Raw genomic sequence first — 15,269 nt, 5'->3', positions numbered from 1 at the left:
CACCATTTATTACTATGCTTGCTGATAGTGTTTTGTGCCATGTTGTTTTTTGTAGTACATTTAGGCAACAACAGCATATGGTTATATGAAACGTTTGTTGAACGACATTTTCTATTCTTTTCCTATTCAACTTTTTATCCTTCACTTTAGAAAGTACCAGGTATTGCTGGTGTTTTGGTTGGTATTGGTAAGCACCATCAACAGCGGCTTTATGAAAAACTTTGGTGCTGATGCATTGTTTTTTGCACCGGAATACCTGGGTAATGTAAATGCATTGGGCGCTGCAATAGTGGGTGTTGCCATGGGTGTTTTTATGATGAGCTGGAATGTGACCACTTTTATCTTGCACAGCAAACGCAGTAAATTTTTAGCTACTACTTCCAAACCGTTTTTAAAATACTGTATTAATAATGCAGTGATGCCTATTCTGTTTATCATTTTCTATTTTATAAAGCTGATTATTTTTGACGACTATAAAGAACTGATGACTACAGGAGAAATTATGGTGGTACTGGGTGGAATACTAGGTGGCTTTATTTTTTTACTGGCTATTTCCTTTGCTTATTTTTTTGGAGCAGAAAAAACGATCACCCGTAGTGTGGCACCGGTAGTGGGCAATCCCCAACAGTTTAAACAAACCTACGATCCCGCTATAAAAGCACAACAGGAAGGTTTTGGAATGAAGGTGGGCTATTATTTCAGCACCCGTTTTCGTTTGGTAAAAGCAAGAAACGTATCGCATTACAGCCAGGAGTTTTTAGATATGATTTTTAAGCGGCATCATATCTCTGCTATCATAAGTATTGCACTGGCCTTTATTTTTTTAGCAGGAGTTGGTTTTTTTATGGATGATAAAGCCTTCCAGGTACCTGCAGCTGCAAGTATTTTTATTTTTTTTGCAGTGATGACTTCTGTTATTGGCGCACTCACTTATTTTTTACAAAGCTGGAGCCTGCCATTTATCATCGTGTTAATTTTTATCCTCAATATCTTATATACCCATGATATTATTGATCCACGTAACAAAGCTTATGGTTTAAATTATACTAATAAAGATGAACGTCCGGGATATAACAAGCAATCTTTATTGCAATTATGTACACCAGCTAAAATTGCTGCGGATAAAGCCAATATGCTGGCTATTTTAGAAAACTGGAAAAAGAAACAAAGCGCTGCAAAACCGGTGATGGTATTTATTAATGTAAGCGGCGGCGGTTTACGCAGCGGTACTTTTGTTATGAATACTTTGCAGCAACTGGATAGTATTACAAATGGGCAATTGATGCAGCATACTATGATGATAAGCGGAGCAAGTGGCGGCATGTTGGCGGCTACTTATTACCGTGAGTTATACAGAGCCAACTTAACTAACGACCCCGAAATAAATCTGCATCACCCCAATTTAACAGATAATATTGCCGGAGATCTGTTGAACCCCGTCTTCTCTTCCATGATTGCCAGGGATATTTTTTCACCGGCACAAAAATTTACCGTTGGCAATAATAAATATGTAAAAGACAGAGGCTATGCTTTTGAACAAAAGCTAAACGATAATAGTCATGGCTTGTTCAATACGCAGATAAAGGATTTTGCGGCTGATGAAAAGGCCGCCAAAGTACCACTGATGATCTTCAATAATACTATTTCACGAGATGGCAGAAAAATGATGATCACATCGCAACCGGTAAGCTTTATGATGAAGCCTTTGCTGTATGCCAACGAAACTACAGCAAGCCCTGATGCTGTTGATTTTAATGCCTTATTTGCAAAGCAGAATCCACAGGATATACGCCTGCTTACGGTGCTGCGTATGAATGCTACATTCCCATACGTATTACCTAATGTGTGGCTGCCCAGCGATCCTGTTATTGATGTAATGGATGCCGGACTAAGAGATAATTTTGGCCTGGAAACCACCCTGCGTTTTATAGAAAATTTTAAAGACTGGATTAAGGAAAATACCGGTGGTGTAATTATACTGCAACTGCGTGACCGTATGAAGGACAACTGGCAACAACCTTTTGAAAGCGGCGATATAACCGATGTATTAATTAAGCCTGGCACTATGTTGCAACACAACTGGTATAAATTGCAGGATTATGCAGAAACAGACCAATACAGTTATATGCACGACGGATTAGATTCGGTATTGCACCGCATTACTTTTATGTATGTGCCCGAAAAAGAAGAACAAGGAGCAGCACTTAATTTTCATTTAACGGCAAGGGAAAAAAGAGATGTGATCGCTTCGTTTAATAATAGTTATAACCAGGGTGAAGTGAAAAAAATACTGAACCTGTTGAAATAAATTATTTATTCCGGCATAAGTAATCTGAATGCTTTTTCAATGATTTCAATTTCAAATACAGTAGCAGTTGTTGCAGGATCACCATCAATATGCAGTGGTGCCTGCTGCGGATTTTGTAGGTTTAATTTTTTGGTTTGAAAATAACCAATATCAGTACGATGGTATTTTTTATCTTCGTAGGGCCTCACTTCGCCTTTGCGTATTTGCTTAAGTACATTCCATAACATACGCAGCTTACTCATTTTATTTACTATTACAATATCCAGCAAGCCATCATGCAAACTGGCTTGTGGCGCAATAGTAAAATTGTTGCCAAACTGGTTGCTGTTGGCAATGCTGATAAAAAAAGCTTCTGTTGTAAAAGCATCGCCATTTACGGATAAACCAAATGGATATGCTTTTGCAGAAACAAAATTTTTGGTTGATTGCTTTACATAGGTAGCCAGCCCACGCTTTTTTTGTTTTGCAAAATCATGTGCCACCTGCGCATCAAAACCTACGCCACACAACATGCAACTGAATTTTTTATTAATGTAAAAACTATCAATGTAAACTGCATTGCCTTTAAAGATAATATCCAAAGCTTTATTGATCTGCTTAGGGATCTTTGCGGCAAAAGCCAGTCCGTTTCCGCTGCCCATAGGAATGATACCAATATTTACATCAACACCCAGTAATGCATACGCCACCTGGTTTACAGTACCATCGCCACCACAGATAATGATATCGGTAATTTTTTCTGTTGCAATTTTCTGGTGCAGGTAACTGTAATTGCCTTCGGCATTGGTATGTTCAATCTGGAAGGGGATGTTTTTTTCTGCAGTAATTTTTTTAATAGTCTCTAATAATAAAATTTTTCCTTTGGTGCCCGAAATAGGGTTGATGAAGTAGATAAAGCGACGTTGCATGATTGCAAAGTTCAGGGAAAGCATTTATATTTAGCTCACTAAAATTAACTTATGCAAATAGCAACAGTACCGGCAATAGAATGGACCGGCTTTAAAAGAATAATTTTTCGTTTTTGCTTTCTCTATTTTGCCATTTATATTTTTTTTACACCCAATAATGAATTCCCTGTAATTAATGATCTGTACGAATGGTTAAATAACCAGTTACACCGGTTTATTCCCTGGTTTGCCAAAACATTTTTTGGTTATAAAAATGAGATCACCATTTTTACTAATGGCAGCGGCGATACTACCTACGATTATATGTTGTGGTTTTTTGGTATTGTACTTACTGTTACAGGTACTATCATATGGACATTGCTGGACAGAAAACGTATCAGCTACAATACACTCTACTACTGGATAAGAGTGTTGATAAGGTATTACCTGTTTTGTACAATGATCAGTTACGGATTGTTTAAAGTGATCAAATTACAATTCCCGTTCCCCTATTTAGGCCGCCTGGTACAGCCTTACGGCGATTCGTCGCCCATGGGCCTTGCATGGACTTATATGGGCTACTCTAACAGCTATAATTATTTTACGGGTTATGCAGAGTTGCTGGCAGGGGTGTTGTTATTGTTCAGAAGAACATCTACCATTGGCGCACTGGTTGCCCTTGGCGTAATGACCAATGTATTTATGATCAATATTGGTTATGATGTGCCGGTGAAATTACTTTCCTTCAATACTATTTTAATGAGTTTATTTTTATTATGGAAAGATTTAAAAAGACTGGTAAATTTTTTTATTTTAAACAGGGTAACCTTAGCAGCGGATATTGCATTGCCTTATAGTAACAAAAAACTCCGTTATAGTTTGCTTGCATTAAAATGGATAATGGTAGTGCTTTTTATTTGGATCAATTTTACCGGAGCCTTGGATGCACAAAAGTTATATGGAGAGAAAGCGCCTAAACCACCATTGTATGGTATTTATTATACAGAAACTTTTACAAGAAATAATGATACACTTCCCCCCTTGGATACAGATACCAGCCGATGGGAAAGAATAATTATACAAAGAGAAAATTATGCTGCCATCCGTTTAAATAATGATACTACCAGGAATTATAATTTTAAAATTGATACAGTAACCAAAACAGCAACAGTATTTCCTGCATGGGATACGATTAATAAGATACACTTTAATTATTTGAAAGATTCTGTCTACTTAACATTGAGTGGTGCAATAAAAAATGATTCGGTGTATATTAAACTGAAACGTTTTGATGAAAATAAATTCAGGCTGGTAAACAGGGGATTTCATTGGGTAAATGAATTTCCGTTTAACAGGTAATTGATCTTCGTTAGAAAGGAGTTACCAACGCAACAAGGCACTTGCCCAGGTAAAGCCGCTACCAAATGCTGCCAGGCAAACCAGGTCACCTTCTTTTACTTTACCCAGTTCCCATGCTTCGCACAAGGCAATGGGTACAGAAGCAGCGGTAGTGTTGCCATATTTTTGAATATTGTTGTACACCTGGTTGTCGGATAATTTTAATTTTTGCTGTACAAATTGTGCAATGCGCAAATTAGCCTGGTGCGGTATCAATAAGTTAATATCGCTTGTTTGCAAACCATTTGCTGCCAACGCTTCCATAATTACTTCCGGAAATTTTACAATGGCTTTTTTAAAAACAGCCGGGCCATCCATATTGGGAAAATTCTGTGCATGATCGATCATATTGTGGCTCATAAACATTTTGCCCATTTCCGCAGTATCAAAATCAGCCACTTTATCAGCTGTCCAGTGGTTAGCATGCGTACCGGGATTATACATGGCTAATATCTCTGCGCTATCACCATCGCTATGCAAATGTGTACTTAAAATGCCCTGCCCATCTTTTGTGGTGGGTTGCAAAACTACTGCGCCTGCACCGTCACCAAAAATTACTGAAATGTTTCTGCCCCGGGTACTAAAGTCTAAACCAAAAGAATGTTTTTCACTGCCTACCACTAAAATGTTTTTGTACATACCCGTTTTGATGAACTGATCGGCAACAGAAAGTGCATATACAAAACCACTGCATTGATTGCGCACATCCAATGCACCAATTTCTTTCATCTTCATGGCACGTTGCAGTAATACACCGCAGCCAGGAAAATAATAATCCGGGCTTAATGTTGCAAAAACAATAAAGTCGATATCCTGTGGAGTGATGCCTGCTCTTTCAATAGCAATAGTAGCGGCGGCCACACCCATAGTGGTAGTGGTTTCTTCGGTGCGGTGTGCATAGCGACGCTCTTGTATACCGGTCCGTTCCTGTATCCATTCGTCGCTGGTGTCCATAAATTTAGTGAGGTCATTATTGGTAAAAACGTTTTTGGGAACGTAATAACCAATACCGGCAATCTTACTTAGTGGCATACAATCGTTGGTTTAGTGGAGCAATTTACAAAATCGGGGAGATTTGCAACTATTTCAATTGCAACTAAAATATAGCTGCTACATGGTCTGACGTCCTCGTCTGACCATGTGGCGCTGAGTTTAAAAAACAATTAAAGATGAATAAAGAAATACTGTTGATCCGCCACGGTAGATGCCAATGAAGATCAATAGTAGTAAAAGTGTTCGTAACCAGGTTAACATGGTCAGGCGGGGACGTCAGACCATGTTAATTCACCTTCACCATATCCCTCAAACAAAACTCATCATCATACATGGCATGTACACGGGTTCTGTAATGAAACTCCACACAGTTTCGCAGGTCCGTATTATTCTGAATCATTTTACCCGTGAAATGTTCTACTAATGGTAATAGGGAGAGAGCGCCATCTTTTAATTTTAGTTCGGCAATATAATTAGTGCCTTTAATAGTGATGTTTAAAAACTGCCTGCCTGCAGCAGTACTCATAAAAGCAGTGCCACTGATAGAATCTTTAGCTACTAATTTAAATGGCCGTAGCTCATCTATTTTTCCGGTGAAAGCAATATTATATTCCGTTTCATTTTTTTTGCTCAGAATAAGTTTTACCGGTTCTTCCTTACCACTCACCGGTTTTTTTACAAAAGTGGCCCAGCTGCCCAGTAAATCGTCCTCTACATAAATGTTGGGGTTTTCGTCTAACTTATATTGAGAGCTGTAGGGACAGGAGCAGAGCAGGGTTGTTAAAAGAAATAGTAGCGATATGGTGACTATCGTTCTCATTTATATTGTAAAGTTAGCTATAAAATACTGCTCCTGCAAGAGTAAAACTCCCTGAAGCTACGTTAGTTCCCTAAGTAAAAGGTACAGCATATTTTTCTCTTCGTATAAAAGTTCTTGTTTTTACTTAATGTTAATGTAATAAATACTTAACGCTAAGTTTCCCTTTTACCAATTTCAGACAGATACTTTTGTGGCCTCATAAAATAATAATAATTATTTCGCTTGCCTGCTGTTTGATTAGGATTGCTATTGCTGAAAAAGTAATAGCGTGCCATTTTTTAACTGAAAATATAATATTAAATCAACCAAAACTTATGCAAAAGTCATTATGGTGGCTGCTGGTATTTTTATCCGGCTCATTTTATGCCAACGCACAAAACCTTACCGGGCAGGTAACCGGCACAGTGAAAACTGAATCCGGCGAAATGGTAGAACAAGCCAATATACAAGCTGTTAACAGTACTGCAAATTCAGGTAGCCGTGCTGTTACCAATGGCAAAGGTATTTTCACTTTTAGTAAACTTGCAGCCGGCGGGCCTTACAGCTTTATTGTTACAGCTGTAGGATTTGAAACCGAAACTTTAACTGGCTATACCATTGAAGCAGGTAAAACAATAAATATAACAGTAACCCTAAAAATACAAACCAAAAAACTGGATGATGTAGTGGTAACAGGCTATGGAAAATCCAGTAAACGTAATGTTACCGGTGCTATTACCAGTATCAGCAGCGAAAATTTTAACCAGGCTGTAACGGGATCTCCTGCACAACTGCTGCAAGGTAAAGTAGCTGGATTAAATATTGCCAATAGTGGTGATCCCAATGCTAAACCTGTCACTATTCTCCGTGGCCCATCAACATTGCGGGAAGGTGCAAACGAACCTTTTTATGTAATTGATGGCGTACCCGGAGCGTCAATAGATCTGGTTGCACCGGCAGATATTGCCACTATTGATGTTTTAAAAGATGCTTCTTCAACAGCTATATATGGTAGCCGTGCTGCTAACGGCGTAATAATGATCACTACTAAAAGAGCAAAACAGGGGCAAACACGTTTATCATACAGTCCTTATATAGGTATAGAAACAGTAGCTAAAAATATTGATATGCTAACTGGTGATGAATTGAGGGGCTACCTTACCAAAAACGGGCAGGTATTATTATCTCAGTATGATAACCCGGGAGCAAATACCAACTGGCAAAAAGAAGTACAGCGTACCGGTATATCTCATAATCATAATCTTTCTTTATCGGGTAGTAATGCACAAACATTGTATAGCGCAAGCGTAAACTATTTCGAAAACCAGGGTATCATTAAAACCACTTCTTTAAAAAGAGTTATTGAAAAAGCAAATATTGAACAGAAGCTTTTTGCAGAACATTTAAAACTTGGCTTTGCATTAATTAAAAGTACCACCAATCATACAGACGTTCCTCAAAGTTCTTTGTTTGGTAATATGCTGGTGTATATGCCCACCGTAAATGTTAAGCAACCTGATGGGTCGTATACAGAAGATTTTAGCAGGGGCGGTTATTTAAATCCTGTTGGCATTATTGATAATAATAAACTGAGCGGGAAAGAAGAAGGCACTTTACTAAATACAAATGCTGAAGTGAAAATTATGAAAGGACTGACTTATACTTTAAGTTATGCTGACCAAAAACAACAGTCTACCATTAGTATTTATAACAATAAGAATTCAGGGCTTGCTGTGGGCGCTAACGGTAAAGCTTACCGTGCCGAATATGAAAATCATAAGCAGGTAGTAGAATCTTATTTTAATTATGATAAAACTTTAGGTAAACATAACGTGCGTTTACTGGCAGGTTATTCCTGGCAGGAAGACAGGATCAACGATGGTTTTGGTGTTTCTACACAAGGTTATACCAATGACTTACTTACTTATTATAACCTGTATGTAAGTAATCCTAATACGGTGGGTAATATCACTTTTGATAATGCAGCTATCTCAACATTGCGTTTGATATCCTATTATGGAAGGGTAAACTACCAGTATGGTGATCGTTATTTATTCCAGGCTTCTGTAAGAAAAGATGGATCTTCTGCTTTTGGTGCTAATAATCAATGGGGTTATTTTCCTTCGGTATCAGCAGGCTGGAGGATCAACAAAGAATCATTCATGCAAAACCAGCATTTGTTTGATGATTTAAAATTAAGAGCTGGTTATGGTGTGTCGGGTAATTCATTAGGCTTTGATGCATTTACTTCTATACTAAGATATGGATCTGCAGGAAGGTATTATTCCAACGGGCAATTGTTAACTGCATTGGGTGTGGTACAAAATGAAAATCCTGATTTGAAATGGGAAAGCACTTCAATGATGAACCTGGGCCTGGACTTCTCCATATTAAAAAACAGGATCAGCGGTTCAATAGATTACTACACTAAAAACACATCCGATTTAATCTGGGATTATCCCGTATCTACCACACAGTATTTTGTAAATGTATTAACGGCTAATGTTGGAAAAGTAAAGAATTCAGGTATTGAATTAACCTTAAATGCTACTCCTGTAAAAACTAAAAATTTCTCGTGGAATACTTCTTTCAATATTGCACATAATAAAAATGAAGTGGTATCCTTATCAAGCGATAAATTTTCTTTGTCTTCTATACCTACAGCCTATTTAGGCGGACAAGGACAAACCGGTAACTGGAGCCAGGTTGTAAAAGAAGGACAACCGCTTGGTACTTTTAGTTTGTGGCATTACATGGGCAAAAACACTGCCGGCGTAAGTACATTTCAAAAAGCAGATGGCACCATCATAGCATCGCAACCACTTACATCCGACTATCAATTGCCAGGCAATGCACAACCTAAATTTACTTTCGGCTGGAATAATACGCTGAACTATAAAAACTTTGATTTTAATTTCTTTATAAGAGGTGTATATGGCAACAAAATATTGAACAATACATTGGCATCACTAAACAATCCTGCTAATGCTAAAAATTTAAATATCCCACGCTTTACATTGGATGAAGCTTATACGGATAATGTAGCTTACCTCACCAGCGACCGTTATTTAGAAAATGGTTCTTACTTACGTTTAGATAATGCTACACTGGGGTACAATGCAAAATTGAAAACTGCGGCAATAAGCAAACTGCGTTTTTATGTAGCTGCTACTAACCTGTTTACCATTACTAATTATACCGGTATTGATCCTGAAATAAATATCGGCGGATTAACACCCGGTATTGATAACAGGAATTTTTATCCTAAAACAAGATCAGTAATAATTGGCGCCAACATTATTTTTTAAACCATCATACTAACAACAATGAAAAAAATATTTTTATTCATCATTCCGGCATTGCTGCTATTAAACAGTTGCGGCAAACTGGATGTGAAAGTGGAATCACAATACGTAAGTTCCAACTTTCCTACAACTGCAGCCGATTATGCAGCAGTTATCGGGCCTATCTACAGCCAGTTGTCTTCAAAATATGCTATTGAATATTTCAGAATGCAGGAGTTAACAACTGATGAGCTTATCATACCTGCAAGAGATGGCAACTACGATGATGGCGGGCAATACCGTCAGCATCATCATCACACTTATACAAAAGATCATACCAATGTAAAAGATGTATGGGAATGGGGCTTTGGCGGTATCAATACCTGCAACAGGGTAATCAATATCGTTAATCAATCGCCAACGCCTGTTAACGACCCGGTTAAATTAGCTGCATTGGCAGAATTAAAAACCATGCGTTCCTTATTTAATTTTTACATGATGGACCTGTATGGTAACGTTCCCATAATTGATTCATTTCCTGTAAACGGATCGCCTGCTACTAAAACAAGAGCGCAGGTGTTTGCATCAATAGAAACCACTTTAAAAAGTGTGATCAATAACCTGCCGGTAAAAACTGCTGCCAATGCAACGTCTACTTACGGGCATCCTACCAGGGGTATGGCTTTTGCACTATTGGCAAAAATGTATATCAATGCCGAAGTGTATACGGGCACACCAAGATATAATGATGCAGTAGCCATGTGCGATAGTGTTATTGCAAGTAAGGCCTACGACCTGGATGCCAGCCAGGCTACCGTTTTTGCACCGGATAATGGCCCTGCAGTTAAAGAAACCATTTTTGCTGTTCCTTATGATGCGTTGTTAATACCGGGTCAGCAATTTACCCGTCATGGTATAATGGCGTATTTATATCCAAAGTATGGGGTGCCTTCAAACCTTAGTATCTCTATGAGCACAACACCCAACTTTTTTGATAAATTTAATTTAGCCGGAGATGAAAGAACAGCTACATGGTTGGTTGGCAAGCAATATAATAATGATGGTTCGCCTTTTACGCTAACTTTAAAAACAAAAACTTTAGATGCGTCTTACCCGGGTGTAGATAAAGATACAGTGTGGCATTTAACCATAACAAAAGACCTGATCATGACAGGTAAAAAACCATTTGATGTGGGCAATGATTATTTAGCAAGATGTATGGGTGTAAGATCGATAAAAATTTACCCTGACAAAAATACCACTGCCGCAACTAGAAACAGCAGTAATGATATGCCGGTATTTAGATTATCGGATATTTACCTGATGAAGGCAGAAGCAATTTTAAGAGGTGCAACTGCTACAACAGTTAATGGTGAATTACAAACGCCATTATTACTGGTGAATAAAATAAGAGCAAGAGTGAAAGCGCAATTGGCAGTAAGTATCGATCTGCCGGCTTTACTGGATGAAAGAGGAAGAGAATTTTATTGGGAAACCTGGAGAAGAAATGACCTGATCCGTTTTGGCCAGTATGAAACAGAATACCCGATACCGGGAGACATTGCAATGGCGGGCTATACACCCGGCATGGATAAAAGTCCGAACAAAAGAATTTTTCCAATACCGGCAAGTGAATTACAATTGAATCCTAAATTGGTACAAAACCCCGGATACTAAAAAATAAATGCTGTTGATGAAATATGTAATAACAGGTATTGTATGTTTATTCAGCTTACAATATGTTTGCTCTCAAACCGATAACCTGCACCTTAACCAGTTACAGGTTATCGGTTCTCATAACAGTTATAAAAAAGCCATTGACCCGGCTTTATTTACAATGCTGAGCAAAATGGATTCTGTATCAATGAGTAAAATTGATTACAGCCATGTACCGCTTACCGAACAATTGAATCTTGGTTTATGTAATCTTGAAATTGATGTGTATGCAGATACTGCCGGCGGAAAATATGCACATCCAAAAGGACTGGATTGGGTAACAGGACAACCGGCCTATGATACAGCAGGTGTAATGAAGCAACCTGGCTTTAAAGTTTTTCATATTCCTGAAATTGATTTCCGCAGTAATTGTTTAACATTCAGGCTATGCCTGGAAGAATTACAACGATGGTCTGCTGCACATAAAAATCATAACCCGGTTTTTATTACCATGAATGCAAAAGATGATGAGATGAAAAGGCCCGGCTTTACTGCGCCGGAAAAATTTACGCCTGAAATTTATGATGCACTGGATAAAGAAATCACAACTTATCTTGGTAAAGAAAAATTAATTACACCGGATGAGGTAAGAGGAAAATACAACACATTATCCGAAGCAGTTATTGCAGGCAACTGGCCTGCATTAAAAAATGCAAGAGGGAAATTTATTTTTATCCTGGATGAAACAGGCGATAAAATAAAAATGTATGTGCAAAATCATCCTTCATTAAAAGGGAGGATATTTTTTGCCAATGCCGCACCCGGCACACCCGAAGCAGCAATACTGATTCGCAATAATCCAAAAGATACCACCATTACCAGTTTGGTACAACAAGGGTATATTGTAAGAACCCGTGCAGATGCGGATACAAAAATGGCCCGTGAAAATGACCGGTCAGATTTTGAAGCTGCCTGTAAATCAGGAGCACAAATTATTACCACAGATTATTATTACAAAAGCACTCATTTTAAATCTGATTACAGCATCAGCTTTGATAACAATACTTATTTTAGAATTAATCCATTTGTAAAAAAGTAAAATGAACTTCTTTCTTTCCCGGTTAAAAAAAATTATTATTGTTTTTCAACTGCTATTGCTTTTGTCTTTTACACAGGTACATGCACAAGCTCCGTTAGTAGACGACCTGGGTTATAAAGGTGGTTCTATTGCAGGTATAAAAAAATTACCCAATGCACTGCATTTTATTGTGATGGGAGATTGGGGAAGAAATGGAGAGAATTACCAGAAAGAAGTTGCAGCAGGAATGGGCAAGGCCGCACATGACCTGGATGCTTCTTTTGTAGTTGCCACAGGAGATAATTTTTATCCTTATGGTGTGCAAAGTACACAGGATTATCATTGGATAAGTTCATTTGAAACCATTTATACAGCGCAATCGTTGCATGTAAAATGGTACCCTGTTTTGGGTAATCATGATTATGGCAGTAACCCCGATGCAGAAGTAGCCTATTCAAAGATCAGCAGCCGGTGGAGTATGCCATCAAGATATTATTCCAATACGTTTACTATTGGAAGCGATTCTGTGTTAATGATTTTTTTAGATACTGACCCTATAGAAAAAGAATTGCGTGGTACTCCATACGACAGTGTGAAGTACAAACCTGGTTATGTAAAAGCACAACAACAATGGATGGAAGATTTACTGGCAAACAGTGAAGCCAGGTGGAAAATAGTTGTGGGCCATCACCCGGTATACACAGGTGGCTGGAGAAAAAATTCGGATGATACAAAGCGGATGAAAGATTTCCTGGAGCCCATTTTTAAAAAATATAAAGTAGATGTTTACATTGCCGGGCACGAGCATCACCTGGAATATATTAAGCCGGAAGGAACAACACACTATATCATCTCCGGTGCCGCATCAGAAGCAAGGCCTGTTACAGTTTACCCGGTCATCGGTAAATTTGCTGCGGCTACACAAGGCTTTGTAACATTTTCTATTACCGGAAATCAACTGCTGCTGCAGTTTATAAATTATAAAGATGAAGTCATTAATACTACGCTTATCAATAAATAAAAGCATTTCATTTAGTGTAATTGTTTTATTTTTTTTTGTAAAAGTTATTGCACAACCCGCTGTATACACAACAGCCAATACGCATGCACATAACGATTATGAAAAACCTTTTCCTTTTTATGAAGCTTACAACCAGCAATTCGGTTCTATAGAAGCGGATATTTTTTTACAAAATGGAATGTTACTGGTAGCTCATGAAGCTAACCAATTGACCACGGCAAAAACGCTGGAAACTTTATACCTGCAACCTTTACAACTTGCAATACAAAAAAATAAAGGATTTGCTTATGCAGATACCAGCCGTGTACTGCAATTGATGATTGATATAAAAACTGAAGCCATAGCAACACTTGATCAACTGGTTAAAACGCTGGATTTGTATCCTGAGATTACTAAATCTGCTTCAGTCATCATCGCCATATCCGGTAACCGGCCCGATCCTTCTCTTTTTAAAAATTATTCTGCCTGCATACATTTTGATGGAGAATTAAATAAGAATTATACAACCGATGCACTACACAAAATTGTAATGCTGAGTGATAATTTTAAAAATTACAGTCAGTGGAATGGTAAAGGCCGCATACCGGAAAATGAAATGACAGGTATTAAAAAAGCTATCGATAAAGCACATGCGTTGGGTAAAAAAGTGCGCTTTTGGAATGCACCTGATATCATTAACAGCTGGTATGCCTTTATGCGTTTGGGTGTAGATTATATTAACACCGATCATGTTGTGGCGATAGCAGATTTTTTAAAACAATTGCCGGATAGAACATACACTTCACCGGTCGTGTATCCAATTTACACTCCTGCCTATCGCAATGACGGCACCAATAAACCCGTTAAAAATATTATTTTATTAATTGGTGATGGAACGGGCCTTGCACAATTGTATGCCGGCTATACAGCTAACAAAGGTGCACTGAATGTTTTTAATATGCATTTTACCGGCTTGAGTAAAACAAGTTCCTACGATAATTATATTACCGATTCTGCACCGGGATCAACCGCTTTTTCTTCGGGAGAAAAAACCAATAACAGGGCTGTAGGTGTCGATCATACCGGCCGGGCTTTAACTTTATTACCTGTTATTTTTCGCAAACGCAATATGAAGACCGGTATCATTACCAGCGGTGATATTACTGATGCCACACCTGCAGATTTTTATGCTCATCAACCAGAACGCAGCAGCAGCGATGCCATTTTAAATGATCTGCTGAAAGAACCTATTGATCTGATCATGGGCCAGGGAAGTGACAAAGTACAGAGCGTTACTTTGCAAAAACTACAACAATATTTTAATATTGTTACTTCCATTGATAGTGTACAAAACAATTATACTAAACCCTGGATGGTAACAGAAAATAAAGCGGGCCTTCCTTTTTTAAAAGGCCGTGGCGATTGGTCGCAACAAGCTTTTACAAAAGCCATTCAATTTCTTTCTCCCAACAAAGCCGGATTTTTTATGATGCTGGAAGGCGCACAGATAGATCATGGCGGACATGCTAATCAGCTGCCATGGCTTGTTAGCGAAGTATTAGACTTTGACCAGGTGATTGCAAAGGCGATGCAATTTGCAGATAGTAATGGCGAAACATTAGTGATTGTAACTGCAGACCACGAAACCGGTGGTTTAAGTTTAACCGGCGGAGATTATACAACAGGATACACAAGTGGCCAGTTTTCAACAGAGGATCATACTGCCATACCCGTGCCTGTATTTGCTTACGGCCCCGGTGCACAATTGTTTACCGGCGTATATGAAAATACTGCGATCTTTTATAAAATATTAGAGGCGATGAAGATTAAAAATTGATTAGAGTTTCAGTTTTGCGAAAAGGTTGC

Annotated in this window: 10 protein-coding genes; 7 read left to right on the top strand and 3 right to left on the bottom strand. The window is 38.2% G+C overall.

Annotated elements, in window-relative coordinates; all coding sequences use genetic code 11:
• Nucleotides 1–85: 85 nt before the first annotated feature.
• Nucleotides 86–2,308 carry a hypothetical protein gene (locus tag ACQ334_RS10760; RefSeq protein WP_430988211.1) on the top strand — a complete coding sequence of 741 codons (2,223 nt, stop codon included), beginning with the start codon at nucleotides 86–88 and terminating at the stop codon, nucleotides 2,306–2,308.
• A gap of 5 nt (nucleotides 2,309–2,313) precedes the next feature.
• Here ACQ334_RS10760 and ACQ334_RS10755 read toward each other — a convergent pair whose 3' ends face one another.
• Nucleotides 2,314–3,216: a diacylglycerol/lipid kinase family protein gene (locus tag ACQ334_RS10755; protein WP_430988210.1), complete on the bottom strand. Its 903-nt coding sequence runs from the start codon at nucleotides 3,214–3,216 to the stop codon at nucleotides 2,314–2,316.
• 51 nt (nucleotides 3,217–3,267) lie between these two features.
• Here ACQ334_RS10755 and ACQ334_RS10750 point away from each other — a divergent pair, with 51 nt between their 5' ends.
• Nucleotides 3,268–4,554 carry a hypothetical protein gene (locus ACQ334_RS10750; protein WP_430988209.1) on the top strand — a complete coding sequence of 429 codons (1,287 nt, stop codon included), beginning with the start codon at nucleotides 3,268–3,270 and terminating at the stop codon, nucleotides 4,552–4,554.
• Nucleotides 4,555–4,575: 21 nt separating this feature from the next.
• Here ACQ334_RS10750 and ACQ334_RS10745 read toward each other — a convergent pair whose 3' ends face one another.
• Nucleotides 4,576–5,625 (bottom strand): 3-oxoacyl-ACP synthase III family protein, encoded by a 1,050-nt coding sequence (locus ACQ334_RS10745; RefSeq protein WP_430988208.1) that lies wholly within the window; start codon nucleotides 5,623–5,625, stop codon nucleotides 4,576–4,578.
• A 247-nt stretch (nucleotides 5,626–5,872) separates the two neighbouring features.
• Nucleotides 5,873–6,406 (bottom strand): hypothetical protein, encoded by a 534-nt coding sequence (locus ACQ334_RS10740; protein WP_430988207.1) that lies wholly within the window; start codon nucleotides 6,404–6,406, stop codon nucleotides 5,873–5,875.
• 314 nt (nucleotides 6,407–6,720) lie between these two features.
• On the opposite strand from ACQ334_RS10740, the gene ACQ334_RS10735 reads away from it, so the two are divergent.
• The 5 genes from ACQ334_RS10735 to ACQ334_RS10715 are packed head-to-tail and all read left to right on the top strand — an operon-like array spanning nucleotide 6,721 to nucleotide 15,240.
• Complete coding sequence (locus ACQ334_RS10735; protein WP_430988206.1) at nucleotides 6,721–9,693, top strand: SusC/RagA family TonB-linked outer membrane protein; 2,973 nt, start codon at nucleotides 6,721–6,723, stop codon at nucleotides 9,691–9,693.
• A gap of 18 nt (nucleotides 9,694–9,711) precedes the next feature.
• Nucleotides 9,712–11,346 (top strand): RagB/SusD family nutrient uptake outer membrane protein, encoded by a 1,635-nt coding sequence (locus ACQ334_RS10730; RefSeq protein ID WP_430988205.1) that lies wholly within the window; start codon nucleotides 9,712–9,714, stop codon nucleotides 11,344–11,346.
• A gap of 16 nt (nucleotides 11,347–11,362) precedes the next feature.
• Complete coding sequence (locus tag ACQ334_RS10725; RefSeq protein ID WP_430988204.1) at nucleotides 11,363–12,424, top strand: phosphatidylinositol-specific phospholipase C1-like protein; 1,062 nt, start codon at nucleotides 11,363–11,365, stop codon at nucleotides 12,422–12,424.
• Nucleotide 12,425: 1 nt separating this feature from the next.
• Nucleotides 12,426–13,424 carry a purple acid phosphatase family protein gene (locus ACQ334_RS10720; protein ID WP_430988203.1) on the top strand — a complete coding sequence of 333 codons (999 nt, stop codon included), beginning with the start codon at nucleotides 12,426–12,428 and terminating at the stop codon, nucleotides 13,422–13,424.
• Nucleotides 13,390–15,240, top strand: a complete 1,851-nt coding sequence (locus ACQ334_RS10715) for an alkaline phosphatase (protein ID WP_430988202.1) — start codon at nucleotides 13,390–13,392, stop codon at nucleotides 15,238–15,240. The genes ACQ334_RS10720 and ACQ334_RS10715 overlap by 35 nt, the downstream gene beginning before the upstream one ends.
• Nucleotides 15,241–15,269: the final 29 nt, after the last annotated feature.

The organism is Ferruginibacter sp. SUN106 (assembly GCF_050611765.1).
Taxonomy (GTDB): Bacteria; Bacteroidota; Bacteroidia; order Chitinophagales; family Chitinophagaceae; genus Ferruginibacter.
The sequence above is the reverse complement of the archived record's forward strand: the minus strand, read 5'-3'. Positions and strand labels throughout refer to the sequence as shown.

What these genes read in the sequence shown, in the direction of transcription:
- ACQ334_RS10730 (WP_430988205.1), top strand. Translation starts at nt 9,712, where the DNA reads ATGAAAAAAATATTTTTATTCATCATTCCGGCATTGCTGCTATTAAAC.
- ACQ334_RS10715 (WP_430988202.1), top strand. Translation starts at nt 13,390, where the DNA reads ATGAAGTCATTAATACTACGCTTATCAATAAATAAAAGCATTTCATTT.
- ACQ334_RS10735 (WP_430988206.1), top strand. Translation starts at nt 6,721, where the DNA reads ATGCAAAAGTCATTATGGTGGCTGCTGGTATTTTTATCCGGCTCATTT.
- ACQ334_RS10740 (WP_430988207.1), bottom strand. Translation starts at nt 6,406, where the DNA reads ATGAGAACGATAGTCACCATATCGCTACTATTTCTTTTAACAACCCTG.
- ACQ334_RS10755 (WP_430988210.1), bottom strand. Translation starts at nt 3,216, where the DNA reads ATGCAACGTCGCTTTATCTACTTCATCAACCCTATTTCGGGCACCAAA.
- ACQ334_RS10720 (WP_430988203.1), top strand. Translation starts at nt 12,426, where the DNA reads ATGAACTTCTTTCTTTCCCGGTTAAAAAAAATTATTATTGTTTTTCAA.
- ACQ334_RS10760 (WP_430988211.1), top strand. Translation starts at nt 86, where the DNA reads ATGAAACGTTTGTTGAACGACATTTTCTATTCTTTTCCTATTCAACTT.
- ACQ334_RS10745 (WP_430988208.1), bottom strand. Translation starts at nt 5,625, where the DNA reads ATGCCACTAAGTAAGATTGCCGGTATTGGTTATTACGTTCCCAAAAAC.
- ACQ334_RS10750 (WP_430988209.1), top strand. Translation starts at nt 3,268, where the DNA reads ATGCAAATAGCAACAGTACCGGCAATAGAATGGACCGGCTTTAAAAGA.
- ACQ334_RS10725 (WP_430988204.1), top strand. Translation starts at nt 11,363, where the DNA reads ATGAAATATGTAATAACAGGTATTGTATGTTTATTCAGCTTACAATAT.